The sequence below is a fragment of the Geodermatophilus sp. SYSU D00696 genome (genome assembly GCF_054050235.1).
Window position 1 is genome coordinate 26,920 of the sequence record NZ_JBJGYY010000038.1, and the last position, 19,917, is coordinate 46,836.

Consider the following 19,917-nt stretch of genomic DNA (forward strand, 5'->3'; position numbering starts at 1 on the left):
TCGGCCCTTCCCTGCCGATGTGTCGGAGCGACCGGCACCCCGCCACGGAAGGCGATCGATGAGCCAGACCCCTGCCCGCGTCCCGACGACGCCCGCCGAGCCCACCTCCTCCGGGTGGAGCCTGCACACGAGGCTGCTCGGCGCGATCCTCGTCGTCGCGCTGACCACCCTGGGTGTCGGGCTGTTCGGCATCCAGCGCATGTCGGTCCTCGCGGACAAGGCCGACCAGGTCCACGACGAGGGCGCCGTGCCGCTCGACGGCCTGCGCCGGCTGCAGGTCGACTGGTGGGAGCTGTCGGCGCACACCGCCCGGGCCAACATCCCGACGCTGCCGGCGGCGACCGTCCAGGAGGCGCGGGAGTCCGCGGCCGCCGCGGGCGAGGCGATGGTCACCGACGCCGAGGCCGTGGCCGGGATGCCGCTGTCCGAGGAGGCCCGCGCCGGGTTCGAGGAGTACCGGACCGCGTCGGAGACCTACCTGACCGCGCTGGCGCAGCTGCAGGCCCTGCCGCCGACCTCGCCGAGCGCGCTGCCGCTGCTGCAGACCATGTCGCAGAACGAGGACGTGATCGAGGAGTCGCTGACCGCGGCCACGGCGGCGGCCGCCGCGTCCGCCGGGGAGACGGTCACCGAGGCCGAGGACGCCTACGCCGCCGCCCGCACCCTCACGCTCGTCGTCGTCGGGCTCGGCCTGGTCGTCTCCGTCGTGCTCGCGCTGCTGGTGGCGCGCAGCGTGACCCGGCCGGTGCAGCGGATCCGCGAGGTGCTCGCCGAGGTCGCCGGCGGTGACCTGACGGTGCGCGCCGGGGCCACCGGCGGCGGCGAGCTGGGCGAGGTGGCCCGCTCGCTGGACGAGACCCTCGACGCCCTCGGCGGCGTGCTCACGCTGGTCCGCGGGTCCGCCGACCGGCTGCAGGGCGCCTCCACCCAGCTCGACGCCGCGGCCGGCGGCATCGCCGAGGTCTCCCGCGCCGCGTCCGACCAGACCGGCGTCGTCGTCGCCTCGGCCGGCGAGGTCGCCGCCAGCGTCGACACCGTGGCCACCGGCTCGTCGCAGATGGAGAGCGCGATCCGCGAGATCGCGCACAACGCCGCCGAGGCCGCCCGCGTGGCCGGTCAGGCGGTGGGTGTCGCGGAGACCACGACCCGGACCGTCGGCAGGCTCGGCGACTCCTCGCAGGAGATCGCCACCGTGGTCAAGCTCATCAACGGCATCGCCGAGCAGACCAACCTGCTGGCCCTCAACGCGACCATCGAGGCGGCGCGGGCCGGGGAGGCGGGCAAGGGCTTCGCCGTCGTGGCCAGCGAGGTCAAGGAGCTCGCGCAGGAGACCGCGCGCGCCACCGAGGACATCTCCCGCCGGGTCGAGGCCATCCAGGCCGACACCGCGGGCGCCGTCGAGGCGATCAGCCGGATCAGCTCCGTGATCGGCGAGATCAACGACTTCCAGGCGACCATCGCGGCGGCGGTCGAGGAGCAGACGGCGACCACCAACGAGATGAACCGCAACGTGGCCGAGGCCGCCGGCGGCACCCGCCAGATCGCCGCGGCGATCACCGGCCTGGCCGACGGCACCCAGCAGACCAGCGCCCGCGTCGACGACGCCCGCCGGGCCGCGGCGGAGCTCGCCCGGATGAGCGGGGAGCTGCAGGACGCCGTCCGCCGCTTCTCCGTGTAGGCGGTCCCCGCCGGGATCAGGTGACCTGATCATCGGGCGTCCTCCCTCACCGCCCACCGTGAGGGAGGACGCCCGGCGGTGAGGGAGGACGTCGTCCGCGCGTCGTGGCGCGGCCGCTCAGGCGACGGCGTCCTCGGGGTCGGGTCCCGGCTCGGGGCGCCGGTGCACCCGGAACGACCGTGGGCCGGCCAGCGGCTGGGCGAGCAGCCGGGCCACCCGCGCGAGCACCGGGCTGGAGGGACCGAGGTCCTCCTGCGTGACGCGGACGACGCGGACGTCGTGCTCGCGGATCCGGTCCTCACGCCGCTTCTCGTCCCACAGCACCGCCTCCGGCGTGCGGCCGTCGCGCGGCGCGGCGTACTTCACGCGGCCGTCGAACTCGATGGCCAGCGCCGCCTCCTCGTACCAGGCGTCGACCCGGCCGAGGAGGCCGCGGGGGCCGTGCAGCTCCACCTGCAACTCGGGCCGCGGGAGTCCCGCCTGCAGCAGCGCCAGCCGCCCCCGCGTCTCCAGGGGCGACTCGGCGCGGCCGTCAGCGAGGCCGACCGCACGGGCGGCGGCCCCGATGCCCACCCAGTGCGTCTGTCGCAGGACGGCGGCCTCTATGGCGTCCCGTGCCACCTGCCGTCCCTGCATCGCCGCGTCCATGGCGACCACGGCGTCGACGAGGGGCCAGTCGCGCGCACAGTCGACGAGCGTGCGCGCCGCGGTGGTCGCCCGGACCGCCCCGGCGTCCACGACGTCCTCCGGTGGCAGGGCGGCCGCCGCGATCCGGTAGCCCCGCCCGCACCGCCACTCGTCGGGCTGCGTGAGGCGCACGTCGTCGTCGACCCCGCGCGGTAGGACGAGGCGGTGGAAACGGGCCGCCGACGTGTGGCTCAGCACCGGACCGGGCCCCAGGACGGCGAGCGCGGCGGCGCACAGCAGCAGGTGGCGCGCGCGGGGGTCCTCGGCCGTCGCCAGCCACCGCGCCGTCGACACGTACACGCCGCGGCGCAGGCGGTGCCAGGCCCGGGTGCGCACGGCGCCGCGGACGTCGTCGGGGAGGTAGCCGGCACGCCGGGCGTCGTGGACGGTGAAGACGCCGCCGCGTCGTCGCGCCGCGGCCTCAAGAGCGGGGGACACGCGGTCAGTCTCGGGACGGGCACCGCCCGGGGGAACGGCCCGGCCGGAACTGTGGACGACGAGGTCCTCCCTCACCGCAGCGCGTCCTCCCGCACCGTCTGCCGTGAGGGAGGACGCCCGAGGATCAGGTCACCTGATCCCGGCGGAACCCCGCGCTACAGGTACTGGCCGCCGCCGGGGCGGGGTTCGCCCGTGGTGGGACCCCCGGGCAGGGCGCGCCGGCGGATCTCCTCCAGCTGCGCCCGGGCGGCCATCTGCTGGGCGACCAGCGCCGTCTGGATGCCCTGGAACACGCCCTCGAGCCAGCCGACGAGCTGGGCCTGGGCGATCCGCAGCTCGGCGTCCGACGGCGTCTCGCCCTCGCTGAACGGCGAGGTGATGCGCCGCAGCTCCTCACTGAGCTCGGGCGCGAGGCCCTGCTCGAGCTCGCGGATCGACGAGGCGTGGATGTCGCGCAGCCGGGCGCGGCTGGCCTCGTCGAGGGGCGCCGCCCGCACCTCCTCGAGCAGCTGTTTGATCATCGTGCCGATCCGCATGACCTTGGCCGGCTGCTCGATCATCTCGCCGACGCCGGGCGGGCCGTCGCCGTCGGCCGGGCCGGGGGCCGGCACGGGCATCGCGCCGACCGGGCGCCCGTCCGGGCCCACGACGAGGACCTGCTGCGGGCGCTCACTGCCGTTGCCGGGTGCCGTCATGTCTCCATCCTGCCCCTCGCGGTCGCGGGGGGAACGCCGGGCACGGGGCGCCCGGTGCGGCGGCACGGCGGCCCGGGGCGGCCAACTAGGGTCGCCCGCATGCACCCGGGGGAGCCACGGCTGGACGTCGCGCGCGTCCGCGGGCAGTTCCCGGGCCTCTCCGACGGCTTCGTGCACACCGACGCGCCGGGCGGCACCTTGCTGCCCGAGAGCGTCGTGCACGCGGTCTCCTCCGCGATGCGGGTGCCGGTGGCCAACCGCGGCGGGGTGTTCCCGTCGTCCTCGCGGACTGAGGGCCTGGTGGCCAGCGCCCGGGCCGCGGTGGCCGACCTGGTCGGCGGTGTCTCCACCGGCGTCGTACTCGGGTCCAGCATGACCGCGCTCACCTACGCCGTCGCCCGCGCGCTGGCCCGCACCTGGCGCCGCGGCGACGAGGTCGTCGTCAGCCGCCTCGACCACGACGCCAACATCCGGCCCTGGATCACCGCGGCCGCCCAGGTCGGCGCCGTCGTCCGGTGGGCGGAGGTGGACATCGAGACCGGCGAGCTGCCGGCCTGGCAGTACGACGACCTCATCACCCCGCGCACCCGGCTGGTGGCGGTCACCGCCGCCAGCAACGCCATCGGCACGCGGCCCGACGTCGCCTCGATCGCCGCCCGCGCGCACGCCGTGGGGGCGCTGGTCTACGTCGACGCCGTGCAGGCCGCGCCGCACGTCTTCCTCGACCGGGCCGCCCTGGGCGCGGACTTCCTCGCCGTCTCGGCCTACACCTGGTGCGGACCGCACGTCGGCGCCGTGGTGGCCGACCCCGCGCTGCTGGGCGAGCTCGACCCCGACCGGCTGCTGCCCACGCCCGACCGGGTGCCCGACCGCTTCGAGGCCGGCACCCCGCCGTTCGAGCTCTACGCCGGGGTGACCGCCGCCGTCGACCACCTGGCCGGCCTGTGCGAGAGCACCGCCGGCAGCCGCCGCGACCGGCTGCGCGACTCCATGACCGCCGTCACCGCGTACGAGGGCGGCCTGTTCGAGTGGCTCGACCAGGCCCTGCGCGCCATGCGGCACGTGCAGGTGGTCGGCTTCCCGGAGCACACGACGCCGACGCTGTCGTTCACCGTGCCCGGCATGCGCCCGCGCCAGGTGGCCGCCGAGCTGTCCCGCCGGGGCATCTGCGCCTGGGACGGCGACTTCTACGCCCGCGAGCTGTTCGACGCGCTGGGCGTCAACGAGGCCGGCGGCGCGGTCCGCCTCGGCCTGGCGCACTACAACACCGCCGAGGAGGTCGGCTACGTGATCGACTCCGTGGCCGCGCTGCGGGGCGCGCTGTAGTCAGTCGCGCTGTAGTCAGGTGCCGGGGAGCAGCAGCACCTTCCCGGTGTGCTCGCTGGCCTCGACGACGCGGTGCGCCTCGGCCGCGCGCGACATCGGCAGCCGGCGGTCGACGATGGGGCGCACCACGCCGCGCTCGACGTCGGGCCAGACCTCGGCGCGCACCGCCGCGACGATCGCGTCCTTCCCGCCGGGCCCGGTCAGCGGCCGCGAGCGCAGCGCCGTCGCCGCCACCGACGCCCGCTTGGCCAGCAGCTTCCCCAGGTCGAGCTCCGCCTTGGCGCCGCCCTGCAGGCCGATGACCACCAGCCGCCCACCGACGGCGAGCGCGTCGACGTTGCGGGCCAGGTACTTCGCGCCCATGTTGTCGAGGACGACGTCGACCCCGGCGCCGTCGGTCTCCTCGCGCACCCGCTCGACGAAGTCCTCGTCCCGGTAGCCGATGGTCACCTCGGCGCCGAGCTCGCGGCAGAACTCCAGCTTGGCCGCGCTCCCGGCGGTGGTGAACACCCGTGCACCGGCCCGGACGGCGAGCTGGATGGCCATCGTCCCGATGCCGCTGGACCCGCCGTGCACGAGGAAGGTGTCCCCGCGGCGCAGGCCGGCGAGCTGGAAGACGTTGGACCACACCGTGCAGGTCACCTCGGGCAGCGCCGCGGCGGTGGCCAGCTCGACCCCGGCGGGGCGGGGGAGGAGCTGCCCGGCCGGTACGGCGACCCGCTCGGCGTAGCCGCCGCCGGCCAGCAGCGCGCACACCTCGTCGCCCACCGACCAGCCGACGACGCCCTCGCCGACCTCGCTCACGATCCCGCTGCACTCCAGGCCGAGGACGTCGCTGGCACCCTTGGGAGGCGGGTAGAACCCGGCCCGCTGCAGCAGGTCGGCCCGGTTGACGGCGGTGGCCGCGACGTCGACGACGACCTCGCCGGGGCCGGCCACGGGATCGGGGACCTCACCCCAGCCGAGCACCTCGGGGCCGCCGGGTCCGCTGGTCGTCACCGCACGCATGCCCCCGACCCTAGGAGGGCCGGACGCCCGCTCGGGTGCTCGGTGCGAGAGCCGGGGACGCCACCGCGCCGGAGACGGTGACGCACCTGCCGCCACCCTGCGCGGCGACCAGGTCGGCCAGCACCTCGCCCACCGCGCGCCGGGAGACGTGCATCCCCGCGGTCTCCCCGGTCGGCGAGGTCGTGGCCGGCTCGTCGCCGTCGGTGAGGTACACCGGCTGGACGATCGTCCAGTCCAGGCCGCTGTCCCGGACCAGCCGCTCCTGCCGCTCGTGGTCGTCGATCTGCGGCCGCAGCAGCAGCGCGAACACCAGCCGGGCCGACAGCGGCAGCCGGTCCCGCGTCTCCCCGACGCCGTAGGACGACTGCACGACCAGCCGCGACACGCCCTGCTCGCGCATGGCCGCGACCACCGCGGCCGTGCCGCGCGACCGCACGTCCAGTGGCGTGCCCCGGCTGCCTCGCAGCCGCACCCGCAGCGGGTGCTCGCTGATACCGAGGGTCACCACCACCGCGTCCTGCCCGCGGACCGCCCGCGCGACGTCGGCCGGCACCGTGGCGTCGCCGTCCACGGCCCGGACGCCCGGACGCCCCGCACGGGCGGCCGACGCCCGCCGGGCGAAGGCCGTCACCTCGTGTCCCCGGGCGGTCAGCGCCTCGACCGCCGCCCGTCCGGACCCACCCGTCGCTCCCACCACCAGCACGCGCACGTCTCCTCACCCCTCCGGTCCCGCCGACCCTCGTGGCCGGTCGCCGTCGAGACTGGCGGGCCGGCCGGTTCGGGCCCATGACCGCGCGTCCGCCGTCCGTGCCCGTTCGTCCGGCGGACCTGGACGCCCGGTGCGGCGGTCAGCAGGCTGGAGCCGTGCACGCGAGCGAGGAGACCCACGCGGACCCCGGCCGGCCGTGGACGCCGGTCGACCCGCTCGGCGGGGTGCTCGCCGACCTGCGGATCCGTGGCACCTTCTACTGCCGGGCGGAGGCGACCGCGCCCTGGGGTCTCGAGATGCCGGCGCTCGCCGGGTGCATGAGCTTCCACGTCGTCACCCGGGGCAGCTGCGTCCTGGAGGTCGACGGCGACCGGCACGAGCTCCGCGTCGGCGACCTGGCCCTGGTCCCGCACGGCCGCGGTCACCTGCTGCGCAGCGCCCCGGAGGCGCCGGTCTCCGGCCGTGCCGACCTGCTGCCCCAGCAGTACCTGGGGGACCACTACTCCGTCCTGCGGCTCGACGGCGGCGGTGCCGCGACGGGGATGGTCTGCGGGGTGGTCGAACCCGACCGGCCCGGGGCGGCCCACCTGCTCGGCCTCCTGCCGCCGGTGCTGGTCGTCGACGGGGGTGACGGGGCCCGCGGCGGCTGGCTGCCGATGCTGCTGCGGGTCCTCGCCGACGAGGCGGCCGAGGACCGGCCCGGCGCCGAGGCCGTGGTCACCCGGCTCGCCGACGTCGTCGTCCTCCAGGCCGTCCGCGCGTGGCTGGACACCGCGGCGACGGGTCCGGGTTGGCTGCGGGCCCTGCGCGACCCGCAGGTGGGTCGGGCGGTCGCGCTCCTGCACCGCGAGCCCGGCACGGCGTGGACCCTGACCCGGCTGGCGCGGGAGGCCCGGATGTCGCGGTCGTCGTTCGCCGCCCGCTTCACCGACCTGGCCGGGGAACCGGTGATGCACTACCTGGCCCGCTGGCGCATGCACCTGGCCACGGTCGCCCTCGGGCAGGGCGCGCGGGTCGGTGAGCTGGCCGGGCGGCTGGGCTACGAGTCGGAGGCCGCCTTCTCCCGTGCCTACAAGCGCGTCGTCGGCGTGCCGCCGACCGCGGCGGGCGAGCCGGTGCCGTCGGGGTCCGCGGGCTGACCGGCGACCTGCGAGACCCGTCCAAGCAGCTCACAAGCCCGTCGCAGGAGCCCGGCGGCACCGTCCCGGTCATGACGACGACGACGTCCCCCGTCCGCATACCCGCGCCGCGCACGCCGGACCACGACACGCTGCCGACCGCGCCGGCCCGCACCCGGGTGGCCTTCCTCGACGCCCCGGCGCTGGCGGCCCGGGCGCTGCGCTCGGGGACCCGGCTGGTCGCGGACGCGGTCACCGGCATCGCCTTCGACGACCCCTGCTGCGTCGGCCGGCAGCGCGAGCTGGTGCGCTGGACCGCGGGCGTGGTGGCCGAGGTCCGCGCGCACGGGGCGCTCGCCGGACGCGACGGGGACGTCGCCCTCGACGCCGTCCTCGCGCGGACCGACCGGGCGCTGGCGTTGTTCGCCCGCGAGCTGGGCGCCGGCGCGCCGCTGCTCGCGCCGGCCCTGGCCGACCTCGCCGACCTGGTCGCGGCCCGGCTGGACGCGTGGACGCGGCCGGCGGCACCCGCCGGCCGGCGGACCGTCCGCCAGGCCCTGTTCGCGCTGCCGTGGCTGCTCGACGCCTGCCACCCGGCCGAGTTGCCGGACGTGCTGCGGAACGCGTCCCGCGGTGAGCTGCTGGTCCTGCGGCTCGGCGCCCGGCGCTACGCCGGGACGCGCGACGCCGTCCTCGGCCCCGCCGGGTGAGCGGCGGTGCGAGGACGGCGTCGACGAGGGACGGGGTCCGCCGTCAGGCCCGGGCCTTGAGGTCCTTGCGCAGGATCTTGCCGGCGGCGGACTTGGGCACCTGCTCGATGAACTCCACCGCGCGGACCTTCTTGTGCGGCGCCACCCGGGAGGCCACGAACTCCATGACCTCGTCCTCGGTGATCTCCGAGCCCGGGGCCCGCACGACGAACGCCTTGGGCAGCTCCTCGCCGCTCTCCTCGTCCTTGACCCCGATGACGGCGGCGTCGGCGATCTGCGGGTTGCCGACCAGCACGGCCTCGAGCTCGGCCGGGGCCACCTGGTAGCCCTTGTACTTGATCAGCTCCTTGACCCGGTCGACGACGGTGTAGCAGCCGTTCTCGTCGACGACCGCCACGTCCCCGGTGTGCAGCCAGCCCTCGGCGTCGAGGGTCTCGGCGGTGGCCTCGGCGTTGTTGAGGTAGCCCTTCATGACCTGGGGGCCGCGCACCCACAGCTCGCCGCGCTCGCCAGGAGCGGCGTCCTCGCCCGTGGAGGAGTCGACCAGCCGGCACTCGGTGTTGGGGATCGCCAGGCCCACCGAGCCCTTGGGCACCTCGCCGGAGAAGCCCTCCGGCTCGCCGCCGCGGTCGGGCGTGGTGTGCGACACCGGCGACAGCTCGGTCATGCCGTAGCCCTGGCCCACCGTGACGCCGGTGTCGGCGCCCCGGCGCAGCCGCGCCTCCGCCGCCTGGGCCAGCGCCTCGTCCAGCGGCGCCGCGCCCGAGAGGATCGAGGTCAGCGAGGACAGGTCGAACTGGTCGACCATCGGGTGCTTGGCCAGCGCCAGCAGGATCGGCGGGGCCACGAAGGCGCGGGTGATCCTCTGGTCCTGGATGGTGCGCAGGAACTGCTCGAGGTCGAACCGCGGCAGCGTGACGACGGCGCCGCCCCAGGCCAGCCCCTGGTTCATCAGCACGGTCAGGCCGTAGATGTGGAAGAACGGCAGGACGGCGATGATCCGCTCGTCCGCGCCCAGCTGGATGAGCGGGCGGCACTGGGCGACGTTGGCCACCAGGTTGCGGTGGGTGAGCATGACGCCCTTGGGCAGGCCGGTGGTGCCGCTGGAGTAGGGGAGCGTCACCAGGTCGTTCGCCGGGTCGATGTCGACCTGCACCGACGGCGCGTCGCTGCTGATCAGGTCGAGCAGCGAGGCGTGGCCCTCGGCGCCGTCCATGACGATGACCTCGTCCACCGGCGTCTGCGCGGTGGCCTCCAGCGCCCGGTCGAGGAAGGGCGAGACGGTGACGAGCACCTTCGCGCCGGAGTCCTTCAGCTGGAAGGCGACCTCGTGGGCGGTGTACAGGGAGTTGATCGGGCTCATCACGCAGCCGGCCTTGGCGATGCCGTGGAACACCACCGGGTACCACATGGTGTTCGGGCACAGCACCGCAACGACGTCGCCCTTGCGCAGCCCGCGCGCGGCGAGCGCGGCCGCGACCCGGTCGACGTAGGTCGCCAGCTGGCCGTGGCTGATCGAGTCGCCGGTCAGGCCGTCGACGAGCGCGGGCGCGTCGGGCTTCTCCCGCCCCGCGGCGAGGACGAAGTCGGGGACCGAGAGGTCCGGGATCTCGACGTCGGGGTAACGGCTGGCCAGGGGCACGGGGCTCCTCCTCGTTGGGGGCGTAGTGGCGCCAGTCTCACACCCCGGGTGTGTCGCAGGACACGGGGGTTACTCGCCGGTCACCTCATCGGGGCCACAGCACCGACTGGGTGCACCGGAACAGCGCGAGCGTCCGCCCGGCGCCGGAGGTGACGACGGCGTCCCAGACCTGGGTGGAGCGGCCGGCGTGCGCGTTGGTGGCCACCGTCTGGATGCGGCCCTCGCGGACGGTGCCGAGGAAGTTGCTCTTCAGCTCGATGGTGGTGAAGCCGGTCGCGCCCTCGGGCAGCAGCGCGCGGGTCGCCAGGCCGCAGGCGGTGTCGGCCAGGGCGACCACGGTCGCCGCGTGCAGGTAGCCGTTGGGCGCGAGCAGGTCGGGGCGGACGTCGAGGCCCGCCTCCAGGCGACCGGGCTCGTGCGCGGTGACCGTCAGGCCCAGCAGTCCGGGCAGCGTGCCCGGCAGGAGCGTGTTGAGCTCGTCGGCGGTGAGGAACCCGGTGGCGGCCACGGGCGGGAACCGTAGCGCCGGCGCGGGTCACCGGGAGGCGGCGTCGGCCCTCGTGCCCCGGAAGCGCCGGCGTTGGGTGCGCACCCGCTCGGCGCCGTCGCGACGGCGCAGGTGCAGCCGCTCCCGGTGTGCCTCGGCCGAGTGGACGACGGTCACCGGGCACGGCGCGTGCAGGACGCACTGCATGCCCGTCGACCCCAGCAGCATGCTGGAGAACCCGCCGTGCCCCCGGCTGCCGACCACCAGCAGGTCCGCGCCGGCCGACTCCCGGATGAGCGCGTCCGCGGCCGAGCCGAGGACGGCCGTCACGTGGATCACCGGGTGCGGCTCCGGGACCTCGTGGAGCACCTCGGCGACGAAGGCCTCGGTCCGGGCGACCGCCGCGGCCTCGGCCTCGTCGTAGGTGCGGTCGCCGACGACGTCGAAGTCCATCCACGCCTCGGGCGGGCGGTGGGCGACCACCGCCTCGACGGGCACACCCCGGCGGGCGGCGTCCTCGACGGCGAACCGCAGCGCGGCCCGCGCCCCCGCCGACCCGTCGACGCCCACCACCACCCGGGGTCCGCGCGCCTGCGACTCGTCGGCGCGCACGGGCTGCTCGATCATGACGGCCTCCTCGGCACCGTCCCCGCGGGACCGGGTGCCCCGGCGGGCGTCCTGAGCATGATCCGTCCGGCGCGCCGGGGGAAGGGTCCTGAGTCGCGCCCGCCCGGGCCCACCGGCCCTCGGCCCTCGGCCCTCGCGGTGCGGTGCCCGACCTCGCGCTGTGGGGTGAGGTCGGGCACCACGGGGCGGGGACGGCGCCGGGCGAGCGGACCGCGTGGACCCCGGCGGCTCCGACCGCTCAGGCCAGGCCGCGGGTGGTGCGCGCCGGGGGACGGTCCCCGCGGATCGAGGCCACCATGTCCAGCGTCTGCCGGGTCGCCGCGACGTCGTGCGCGCGGAACACCCGGGCGCCCAGCCACGCGCTGACCGCCGTCGCCGCGAGGGTGCCGGTGAGCCGCTCCTCCAGCGGGACGTCGAGTGTCTCGCCGACGAAGTCCTTGTTCGACAGCGCCACCAGCACCGGCCACCCGGTGGCCACGAGCTCGCCGAGCCGGCGGGTGGCCTCCAGCGAGTGGCGGGTGTTCTTGCCGAAGTCGTGACCGGGGTCGACCAGCACCCGCTCGGGGTCCACGCCCGCGGCCACGGCCGCCTCGGCCAGCGCCGTCGTGCGCGCGACGACGTCGGCGACGACGTCGTCGTACCGCACCCGGTGCGGCCGGGTGCGTGGGGGCAGCCCGCCGGCGTGGGTGCACACGATCCCCGCACCCGCCGCGGCCGCGACGTGCGCCAGCTCCGGGTCGACGCCGCCCCACGCGTCGTTGACGACGTCGGCCCCGGCGGCGAGCGCCTCGCGCGCGACCTCGGCCCGCCAGGTGTCGATCGAGATCGGCAGGTCGGGGTGCGCGGCGCGGACGGCGGCGACCAGGTCGACGGTGCGGCGGATCTCCTCGGCGGCGTCGACCTCCTCGCCGGGTGCGGCCTTGACCCCGCCGACGTCCACCAGGTCCGCGCCCTCGGCCACCACCCGGTGCACCCGCTCGACGGCGGCCGCCAGCTCGTAGGTGGCGCCGCGGTCGTAGAACGAGTCGGGCGTGCGGTTCACGATGGCCATCACCAGCAGGCCGCCGTCGGGGACGTCCAGCCGGCCCAGTCGCAGCACCCGTCGTCTCCGTCCCCGTCGCCGGTGTGGTGGAGTCAGCCAACCAGACCACCCCGCACACAGGAGGACAGGCGATGGCGCAGACCACCGTGGAGGGCATCGACGGCGTGCTGGCGAAGGTCGGCCAGCCCCTCGGGCACAGCGACTGGCTGGAGATCACCCAGGAGCAGGTGGACAAGTTCGCCGAGGCCACCCACGACCACCAGTGGATCCACGTCGACGTCGAGCGCGCGAAGCGGGAGAGCCCCTTCGGCGGCCCGATCGCGCACGGCTACCTGACGCTGTCGCTGGTCTCGGCGCTGGCCGCGCAGATCATCGAGGCGAAGGGCTTCCGGATGGGCGTCAACTACGGCGCCGAGAAGATCCGCTTCATGTCGCCGGTGCCGGTCGGTGCGCGCATCCGCGCCTCGGCCACCCTCGACGAGGCCAAGCCGTTCGAGGGCGGCGTGCAGATGAACCTCGGCGTCACGATGGAGATCGAGGGCCAGAGCAAGCCGGCGATGGTGGCCGCGATCCTCTTCCGCCGCTACGTCTGACCCCGTGCACCTCCGCGGATGTGCCCGCTGCACATCCGCGGAGGTGCACGGTCAGACCACGATCGCCTGGTTGACCAGCGCCCGCAGGTAGGCGCGGATCGGCAGCGTGCTCGAGGGCAGCAGCTGCGTGTAGAAGGTGACGACGACGTCCTCGACCGGGTCGACGTAGAACGCCGTCGACGCCGCCCCGCCCCAGCTGTAGTCGCCCTCGTTGGACAGGACGCCGTAGCGCGCCGGGTCGATCACCATCGAGAAGCCCAGGCCGAAGCCCACCCCGCGCAGCGGCGTCTCGGCGAACAGCGGCCGGCCGAAGGTCTCCAGGTCGGCGTTGCCGGGCAGGTGGTTGCGCACCATGTGCGCCAGCGTGCGCGGGCCGAGCAGCCGGCCGCCGTCGTAGGAGCCGCCGCGGCGCAGCATCTCGCAGAAGCGCAGGTAGTCACCCGCGGTCGAGACCAGCCCGCCGCCGCCGGACAGGAACGTCGGCCGGTGGTGCGCCGCCTGCCCCATGGCGTCGATCGGCGCGAACCCGGTGGACGCGCCGCCGGGCTGCCCGGGGACGGCGGCGTAGAGCCGGGCCAGCGAGTCGACGTCGTCGTCCTCGCGCAGGCCGAAGGACGTGTCGGTCATCCCGAGCGGGCCGAACACGCGCTCCTGGAAGAAGACGTCGAGCGTCTGGCCGGACACCACCTCGACCAGCCGCCCCAGGACGTCGGTGGACACGCCGTAGTTCCACTCCGCGCCGGGCTGGAACACCAGCGGCACCGAGGCCCACTGCCGGCAGGCCTCGGCGGAGTCGGTGCCCGGCGGGGTGCTCCACTCGTGGCCCATCGCGCGGTACATCGCGTCGACCGGGTGGGCGTGGTGGAAGCCGTAGGTGAGCCCGGAGGTGTGGGTCAGCAGGTGCCGGATGCGGATCGGCTCGACCTGCGGCTGGGTGACCGGCTTCTGGGCCGACCCCGCCACGTAGACGCGGGTCTCGGCGAACTCCGGCAGCCACCGCTGGATCGGGTCGCCGAGCTCGAAGGCGCCCTCCTCGTACAGCATCATCGCCGCCACCGAGGTCACCGGCTTGGTCATCGAGAAGATCCGCCAGCGGGTGTCCTCCTCGACCGGCCGGCCGTTCTCGACGTCGCGGGAGCCGTAGCGGCCGACGTGCGCCAGCCGGCCGTGCCGCGACACGGTGACGAGGAAGCCGGGGAGCTGCCCGTCGTCGACCCAGCGGGCCAGCCGCCGGTCGAGGCGCTCCAGCCGGGTGCCGTCGAGGCCGACCTCGGCGGGATCGGTGTCCTGGGTCAGTCCGCTCGTCACGCGTGCCTCCGTCCCGGTGCCGTCCCCTCGGGCGGCGCCTGCCCTGCGCATCCTGACCCATGCCGGTGCGGCGGGTCACAGGAGGCAGGCGCCGCCCCGGCGGGCGACCGCGTGGGTCCCGCGGTCACGTCCGGGGGACGCGCCGGTCGGACCGGACGTCGCGGGGACCCGGCGGATCAGACCGGGACGTCGCGAGGGCCCGGCGGATCAGACCGGGACGTTGCTGGCGGCCTTCTTCAGGTTCGAGCCGGCGGTGACCTTGACGGTGTTGGCGGCGGGGATGTCGATCGACTCGCCGGTCTGCGGGTTGCGGCCGGTCCGGGCCGAGCGCTGGGTCCGCTCGACGGTCAGCAGACCGGAGACGGCGACCTTCTCGCCGCGGGTGATCGCGTCGACGAGCTCCTCCTGCAGGCCGGCCAGGACGGCGTCCACGGTGGCGCTGGGCACGTCCGCGCGCTTGGAGATGGCGGTGACGAGTTCGGCCTTGTTCACGGGGATCCTCTCGTGGGTGTCGGCGCCCGCCCGGGTCTCGGCGGGCCGCCGGTGACGGCGCCGGCCGCAGCGCGCGGCCGGCTCCCGGACGGTCGTCCGGGACGGACCGGTCCCCCCGCGGGGGCCCCGGCCCGGGGCACCGTGTCACGGCAGCGGGGGATCTGGCCAGTCCAGGGCCACGATCGCATGCAGCCGACCCGCCGGTACCACCCGTCCCAGCGCAGGCGGGTGGGCGCGGGCCGACCTAGCGTGAGGGGGTGCCACAGCTCTCCGGGACCGACCTGGTCGTCAGCGACCTGTGCCTGGGCGGCAACGTCTTCGGCTGGACCGCCGACGCGGCGACGTCGCAGGCCGTCCTCGACCGCTTCGTAGACGCCGTCCCCAGCACCCAGCGGCCCTTCGTCGACACCGCCGAGATGTACGGCGACGGCCGCTCCGAGCAGATCCTCGGCGGCTGGATGGCCGAGCGCGGCCTGCGCGACCGGCTGGTGGTGGCCACCAAGGCCTCGCCGCAGCAGAAGGCGCACCCGCTGGCGGCGGGCGAGATCCGGGCCGCCGCGGAGCGGTCGCTGCGGAACCTGCGGACCGACCGGATCGACCTCTACTACGCGCACTACGACGACGAGACGACGCCGCTGGAGGAGACGCTCACGGCGTTCGACGAGCTGGTTCGCTCCGGCAAGGTGCTGCACGTGGCGGCGTCGAACTACTCGCCGGCGCGGCTGACCGAGGCGCTGGAGACCTCCGAGCGGCTCGGGACCACGCGGTACGTGGCGCTGCAGCCGCTCTACAACCTCCTCGAGCGGCCCGCCTACGAGGACGGGCTGCGCGACGTCGTCGCGGCGCACGGGCTGGGCTGCCTGCCCTACTTCGGCCTGGCCCGGGGCTTCCTGACCGGCAAGTACCGCGCCGGCGAGCGGGTCGACTCGCCGCGCGCCGAGCGGGCGAGCGCCTACCTCGGCGAGCGCGGCGACCGGGTGCTCGCGGCGCTGGCCGAGGTGGCGTCCGCGCACGGGGTGAGCCAGGCCGCCGTCGCCCTGCGGTGGCTGGCCGACCAGCCCACGGTCACCGCGCCGATCGCCAGCGCCCGCGACGTCGACCAGCTCGCCGACCTGCTGCCGGTGCAGGACCTCGTGCTCACCGACGACGAGCGCGCCGCCCTCACCGCCGCCTCCGAGTAGCCCCTCCGAGGTGCCTTTGTAGCGATGAAGGCACCTCACCGACGTCCGGAGGGGTGCCCTTGTAGCGATGAAGGCACCTCAGCGGGCGGCGGCCGCGGAGGCGAGGTCCTCGACCCGCACCAGCCCGAGCACGGTGCCGGTGGCGTCGGTGCAGACGACGGGGTCGAAGCGGTGCGCCGGCGGGCGGGTCAGGGCCGTGTGCAGCGTCGCGACGACGTCGTCGGCCGGGCCGACCCGCAGCGACACCGGTGCGGTGTGCGCGGCGCCGGTGCGGGGATCGGCCAGTCGCAGCGCCAGCGGCTCGCCGTCCGGCCCGACGAGGACCACCGGGGGCAGGCCCGGCTGCGGCTCGCTCACCTCGACCTGGCGGACCGGGCGCAGCAGGCCCGCCACGGTCGCCCGCTGCCGGGCGCGGGCGGTGCAGCCGCGCACGAGCCCGACGACCTCGGGGGACAGCCCGCCGAAGCCGGGTGCCGGGCGGCCGAGCAGCCAGCCCTGGGCCAGCGGCACCCCGAGCCGGCAGGCGGCGGTCAGCTCGCCGCGCGTCTCGATCCCCTCGGCGACCAGCCAGGCGTCGATGCGGCCGGCGAACCCGCCGACCATCTCCACCACGGCCGTGCACACCGGGTCGGTGTCGGCGCCGGCCACCAGCGACCGGTCCAGCTTCACCAGCTGGGGCCGCAGCGCCGCGAGCCGGCGCAGGCCCGACCAGCCCGAGCCGGTGTCGTCGAGGGCCACCAGCGCACCCCGGGCCCGCAGCGCCGCGACCTCCACGCGCAGCGCGGCGACGTCGGGCACCGGCCCCTGCTCGGTCAGCTCGACGACGACGCGGCGCAGGTCCGGGCGGGTGGCCAGCGCCTGCTGCACCGGCCGGGTGCCGAGCAGGTGCGGGCCGACGTTGACGGCGAGGAAGGTGTCCGCGGGCAGGTCCGGCACCGCGGCCAGCGCCTTGCCGACCGCGAGGGCCTGGAGCGCGGCGGCGACCCCGGCGTCGGCGGCCGCGGCGAACCACACGTCGGGGCCGGCGGTACCGGGGAAGCGGGCCAGGGCCTCGTAGCCGGCGACCCGGGCGCGCGCGAGGTCGACGATCGGCTGGAAGACCAGGGTCAGGTCGTCCGGGTGGGCGAGCAGCGGCCGGCAGTCCGGCAGCGCCCGCGTCAGCATCCCCGTCATGCGCGGTCCATCGGCCCGGTCCGGGAGCCGCTCCACCGGGCGCCCGGCGGGGCTCACCCGCCCGGGGGACGACCCGTCCGGGGGGAGGAGCGCGGACGGTCGATTCCGTTCCGCGCGGAGCGTGGCAGCATGGTCGGCTGCGGCCGCCCGGGCCGCGCCTGGCCGAGGAGGGCCGTGTCCGTCCCCGCGCCGTCGCCTGCCGCCGACGTGCTGCACGACGCCCACCGCGTCGCCGCCGCGCGCCGGCTGTTGCTCGAAGTGTCCGGGCCCGCGGCCTACGACCGGCTCTCCGGACTCGCCGCGCGCCTGCTCGACGCGGGGCACGCCAAGGTCACCGTGTTCACCGACCAGGACACCGTCGTCGGCGGGCACGGCCTGCCGCCCGGCGTCGTCGGCGGTCGCGCGCAGCTCACCGGGGAGTTCTCCGCCTGCGTCGTCCGGGAGGGCCGCCCCCTGGTGGTCCCCGACGCCCCCGCCGACGCGCGGGTGTCCGCCCTCCCCGCCGTCGTGTCCGGGGAGGTGGTCGCCTACCTCGGCAGCCCCCTGGTCTCCGCCTCGGGGCACGTGATCGGCGTCCTCGCCGTCTACGACGGCCGGCGGCGCACGTGGCAGGACGACGACGTCGCGCTGCTGGAGCACCTGGCCGCCTCGGTGGTCGCCGAGCTCGAGCTCGCCGCGGCCCGGTCGGCGATCGGCGCCTCCCGGGTCCGCCTCGAGGTCGCCCTCGAGGCCGGGGCGATCGGCATCTGGGACCACGACCTGCGCACCCGCGTCCTGCACTGGGACGAGCGCTGCGCGGCCATCCACGGCCTGTCCGGCCCCCTCGTGATCACCGACGTCGACGCGATGATCGCCGCCCGGATCCACCCCGACGACCACGCCGCCGTCCGCTCGGCCATGACCGACGCGCTGGCCGGCACGGGGGAGTACGTGGTCGAGGCGCGGGCGATGCACACCGACGGCTCGACCCGCTGGACGGTCTCGCGCGGCCGCGTGGTGCGCGACTCCTGGGGCGACGCGGTGCGGGTGCTCGGCACCGTCGTCGACGTCACCGACGCCCGCGAGCAGGCCGCCCGCCGGATGGCCGCGGTGCAGCGCGCCGCCGCCGTCGCCGAGGTCGCCGCGGAGCTGGCCAACGCGACCGCGCTGTCGCAGCTGGCCGACATCACGCTGCGGGGCGCCCGGCTGCTCGGCGCGTCCTCCAGCGCGCTGGCCGCCTTCGACGGCGAGGGGGTGCTGCGGATCTACCTCGCCCGGCAGCTCGCCGACACCGTCGCCGCGGCCGCCGCCGAGGCCGAGGTGGAGGCCCCGCCCGAGGGGCTGGCCATCGAGCTCGACGACGCGCTGCCCACCCAGTACGCGGCCCGCCACGGCGAGCGCGTGCTGCTCACCGACCTCGACGAGGCCGTCGCCCGCTTCCCGCAGATGGCCGAGGTCGGCCCGGCCCTGGGCCTGCGCGCCATGGCCGCCCTGCCACTGCGGGTGGAGGCCGGGCTGCTCGGCAGCTTCGTCGTCGTCTGGGACACCGAGCACGCCTTCGAGGACGCCGACGTCGAGCTCCTCGACGCGCTGACCGCGCAGATCGCCCTGAGCGTGTCCCGGCTGCGGGCCGACGACGAGCGCGCCGCCGCCGTCGCCGCGATGGCCGAGGCCAACCAGCGGCTGCAGCTGCTCGCCGACGCCGGGCGGGTGCTGTCCGGGAGCCTGGAGATCACCGAGCAGCTGGGCCGGCTGGCCGACCTGGTGGTGCCGGCCCTCGCGGACTGGTGCTGGATCGTGGTCACCGACGAGCAGGGCCGGCTGCACGAGATGGCCTGGTCCCACCGCGACCCCGCCCGCCGGGCGGACGTGGCCGAGTACGTCGGGGCCATGGTGCACGGGATGACCGACGAGCACGCCGCGCGGGTGGTGACCCGGACCGGCCGGCCGCTGGTGGTGCCCGAGGTCGACGTCGAGCGCATCAGGCGGGCGCTGCACGACCCCGTGGCCCAGGAGGCGCTGCTGCGGCTGGCGCCGCACGCGGCCCTGATCGTGCCGCTCGTGGCACGCGGGGAGGTCATCGGCGCCCTCGGCACGGCCAACGACGCCGAGCGCGGCCCGCACACGCCGGGGGAGGTCGAGACCGCCGCCGAGGTGGGCCGCCGGGCCGGCCTGGCGCTGCAGACCGCGCGGCTGTTCGAGCAGCAGCGCGGGCTGGCGCACGCCCTGCAGCGCAGCATGCTCACCGCGCCGCCGCGGCCGGAGGGGCTCGACATCGTCGTCCGCTACGTCCCGGCGTCGGAGGGCGCCGAGGTGGGCGGGGACTGGTACGACGCCTTCCCCGGGGTGCTGGGCGGCACGGTGCTCGTCATCGGCGACGTCGTCGGGCACGACCGCAATGCCGCCGCGGTGATGGGCCAGCTCCGCGGGCTGCTGCGGGGCATCAGCCACGCCAGCGGTGCCGGACCGGCCGCGATCCTCGGCCAGCTCGACCGCGCGGCCGACGGCCTGGCGCTGGGTGCCATGGCCACCGCGCTGGTGGCGCGGCTGGACCGCACCGGCGCCGACGGGGCCGTGCTGCACTGGTCGAGCGCCGGCCACCCGCCGCCGGTGGTCGTGGACCCCGACGGGAGCGTGCGGGTGCTGCGGTCCGAGCCGGCCGACCTGCTGCTCGGCGTGGACCCCGACCGCCCGCGCACCGACCACACCGCCGCCCTGGCCGCGGGCAGCACGGTGCTGCTGCACACCGACGGGCTGGTCGAGCGACGCGACCGGGACCTGCAGGCCGGTACCGAGCAGCTGCTCGACGTGCTGCGGGGTACCGCGGGCCTGCCGCTCGAGCGGCTGTGCGACCGGGTGCTGCAGCGGCTGTTCCTCCCCGACGCCGAGGACGACGTCGCCCTGCTCGCCGTCCGCGTGTCGTGACACCCGTGCGGGGGGGGGGGGGGGGGGGGGGGGGGCGGGGGGCGGGCGGGGGGGGGGGGGGGGCCGGGGGGGGGGGGGGGGGCGGGGGGGGCCGCCGCC

General features: G+C 76.2%; 17 protein-coding genes and 1 pseudogene. 7 read left to right on the forward strand and 11 right to left on the reverse strand.

Annotated elements, in window-relative coordinates:
• Window positions 1-58 precede the first annotated feature (58 nt).
• The gene (locus tag ACI79O_RS19830) at window positions 59-1,678 is read left to right on the forward strand and encodes a methyl-accepting chemotaxis protein (protein ID WP_456914982.1); all 1,620 of its coding nucleotides are present in this window, start codon (window positions 59-61) and stop codon (window positions 1,676-1,678) included.
• A 117-nt stretch (window positions 1,679-1,795) separates the two neighbouring features.
• On the opposite strand, the gene ACI79O_RS19835 is transcribed toward ACI79O_RS19830, so the two are convergent.
• Together ACI79O_RS19835 and ACI79O_RS19840 are read right to left on the reverse strand one after the other, a co-directional pair.
• Entirely contained in the window at window positions 1,796-2,803 is a 1,008-nt protein-coding gene (locus ACI79O_RS19835; RefSeq protein ID WP_456892009.1) for a hypothetical protein, read from the reverse strand.
• Between the two features lie 155 nt (window positions 2,804-2,958).
• Window positions 2,959-3,498, reverse strand: a complete 540-nt coding sequence (locus ACI79O_RS19840) for a bacterial proteasome activator family protein (protein WP_456892011.1) — start codon at window positions 3,496-3,498, stop codon at window positions 2,959-2,961.
• 99 nt (window positions 3,499-3,597) lie between these two features.
• On the opposite strand from ACI79O_RS19840, the gene ACI79O_RS19845 reads away from it, so the two are divergent.
• Window positions 3,598-4,824, forward strand: coding sequence for a cysteine desulfurase-like protein (locus ACI79O_RS19845; protein ID WP_456892013.1), 1,227 nt, complete (start codon window positions 3,598-3,600; stop codon window positions 4,822-4,824).
• Window positions 4,825-4,839: 15 nt separating this feature from the next.
• Here ACI79O_RS19845 and ACI79O_RS19850 read toward each other — a convergent pair whose 3' ends face one another.
• Both ACI79O_RS19850 and ACI79O_RS19855 read right to left on the reverse strand, forming a co-directional pair.
• Entirely contained in the window at window positions 4,840-5,832 is a 993-nt protein-coding gene (locus tag ACI79O_RS19850) for an NAD(P)H-quinone oxidoreductase (protein WP_456914983.1), read from the reverse strand.
• 10 nt (window positions 5,833-5,842) lie between these two features.
• Window positions 5,843-6,535: an NAD(P)-dependent oxidoreductase gene (locus ACI79O_RS19855; protein ID WP_456914984.1), complete on the reverse strand. Its 693-nt coding sequence runs from the start codon at window positions 6,533-6,535 to the stop codon at window positions 5,843-5,845.
• A gap of 161 nt (window positions 6,536-6,696) precedes the next feature.
• Between ACI79O_RS19855 and ACI79O_RS19860 the strand changes: the two genes are divergently transcribed.
• Window positions 6,697-7,680, forward strand: coding sequence for an AraC family transcriptional regulator (locus tag ACI79O_RS19860; RefSeq protein ID WP_456914985.1), 984 nt, complete (start codon window positions 6,697-6,699; stop codon window positions 7,678-7,680).
• Window positions 7,681-7,751: 71 nt separating this feature from the next.
• A complete protein-coding gene (locus tag ACI79O_RS19865) occupies window positions 7,752-8,369 on the forward strand; it encodes a hypothetical protein (protein ID WP_456914986.1) in 618 nt (205 codons plus the stop codon).
• A 43-nt stretch (window positions 8,370-8,412) separates the two neighbouring features.
• Here ACI79O_RS19865 and ACI79O_RS19870 read toward each other — a convergent pair whose 3' ends face one another.
• The 4 genes from ACI79O_RS19870 to folP all read right to left on the reverse strand — a co-directional run bounded on the left by ACI79O_RS19870 (window position 8,413) and on the right by folP (window position 12,224).
• A complete protein-coding gene (locus ACI79O_RS19870) occupies window positions 8,413-10,011 on the reverse strand; it encodes a 4-coumarate--CoA ligase family protein (RefSeq protein WP_456876827.1) in 1,599 nt (532 codons plus the stop codon).
• 85 nt (window positions 10,012-10,096) lie between these two features.
• Window positions 10,097-10,519: a PaaI family thioesterase gene (locus ACI79O_RS19875; RefSeq protein ID WP_456914987.1), complete on the reverse strand. Its 423-nt coding sequence runs from the start codon at window positions 10,517-10,519 to the stop codon at window positions 10,097-10,099.
• Window positions 10,520-10,546: 27 nt separating this feature from the next.
• On the reverse strand, window positions 10,547-11,125 hold the full coding sequence (locus ACI79O_RS19880; protein WP_456914988.1) for a universal stress protein: 579 nt from the start codon (window positions 11,123-11,125) through the stop codon (window positions 10,547-10,549).
• A gap of 238 nt (window positions 11,126-11,363) precedes the next feature.
• Complete coding sequence (folP, locus tag ACI79O_RS19885) at window positions 11,364-12,224, reverse strand: dihydropteroate synthase (protein WP_456892027.1); 861 nt, start codon at window positions 12,222-12,224, stop codon at window positions 11,364-11,366.
• Between the two features lie 74 nt (window positions 12,225-12,298).
• On the opposite strand from folP, the gene ACI79O_RS19890 reads away from it, so the two are divergent.
• Complete coding sequence (locus tag ACI79O_RS19890) at window positions 12,299-12,760, forward strand: MaoC family dehydratase (protein WP_456876209.1); 462 nt, start codon at window positions 12,299-12,301, stop codon at window positions 12,758-12,760.
• Window positions 12,761-12,811: 51 nt separating this feature from the next.
• Here ACI79O_RS19890 and ACI79O_RS19895 read toward each other — a convergent pair whose 3' ends face one another.
• Both ACI79O_RS19895 and ACI79O_RS19900 read right to left on the reverse strand, forming a co-directional pair.
• Window positions 12,812-14,068, reverse strand: a complete 1,257-nt coding sequence (locus tag ACI79O_RS19895) for a serine hydrolase domain-containing protein (RefSeq protein WP_456914989.1) — start codon at window positions 14,066-14,068, stop codon at window positions 12,812-12,814.
• 207 nt (window positions 14,069-14,275) lie between these two features.
• A pseudogene (locus ACI79O_RS19900) lies at window positions 14,276-14,581 on the reverse strand (HU family DNA-binding protein); the annotation flags it as partial.
• A 236-nt stretch (window positions 14,582-14,817) separates the two neighbouring features.
• Between ACI79O_RS19900 and ACI79O_RS19905 the strand changes: the two are divergent.
• Window positions 14,818-15,741 carry an aldo/keto reductase gene (locus ACI79O_RS19905; RefSeq protein WP_456892031.1) on the forward strand — a complete coding sequence of 308 codons (924 nt, stop codon included), beginning with the start codon at window positions 14,818-14,820 and terminating at the stop codon, window positions 15,739-15,741.
• A 78-nt stretch (window positions 15,742-15,819) separates the two neighbouring features.
• On the opposite strand, the gene ACI79O_RS19910 is transcribed toward ACI79O_RS19905, so the two are convergent.
• Complete coding sequence (locus tag ACI79O_RS19910; RefSeq protein ID WP_456914990.1) at window positions 15,820-16,914, reverse strand: EAL domain-containing protein; 1,095 nt, start codon at window positions 16,912-16,914, stop codon at window positions 15,820-15,822.
• A gap of 174 nt (window positions 16,915-17,088) precedes the next feature.
• Between ACI79O_RS19910 and ACI79O_RS19915 the strand changes: the two genes are divergently transcribed.
• Entirely contained in the window at window positions 17,089-19,818 is a 2,730-nt protein-coding gene (locus ACI79O_RS19915; protein WP_456892035.1) for a SpoIIE family protein phosphatase, read from the forward strand.
• The last annotated feature ends 99 nt before the right edge of the window (window positions 19,819-19,917 follow it).

Coding starts and splice junctions, on each gene's coding strand:
- ACI79O_RS19830 (WP_456914982.1), top strand. CDS start 59: ATGAGCCAGACCCCTGCCCGCGTCCCGACGACGCCCGCCGAGCCCACC.
- ACI79O_RS19840 (WP_456892011.1), bottom strand. CDS start 3,498: ATGACGGCACCCGGCAACGGCAGTGAGCGCCCGCAGCAGGTCCTCGTC.
- ACI79O_RS19845 (WP_456892013.1), top strand. CDS start 3,598: ATGCACCCGGGGGAGCCACGGCTGGACGTCGCGCGCGTCCGCGGGCAG.
- ACI79O_RS19850 (WP_456914983.1), bottom strand. CDS start 5,832: ATGCGTGCGGTGACGACCAGCGGACCCGGCGGCCCCGAGGTGCTCGGC.
- ACI79O_RS19865 (WP_456914986.1), top strand. CDS start 7,752: ATGACGACGACGACGTCCCCCGTCCGCATACCCGCGCCGCGCACGCCG.
- ACI79O_RS19880 (WP_456914988.1), bottom strand. CDS start 11,125: ATGATCGAGCAGCCCGTGCGCGCCGACGAGTCGCAGGCGCGCGGACCC.
- ACI79O_RS19890 (WP_456876209.1), top strand. CDS start 12,299: ATGGCGCAGACCACCGTGGAGGGCATCGACGGCGTGCTGGCGAAGGTC.
- ACI79O_RS19910 (WP_456914990.1), bottom strand. CDS start 16,914: ATGACGGGGATGCTGACGCGGGCGCTGCCGGACTGCCGGCCGCTGCTC.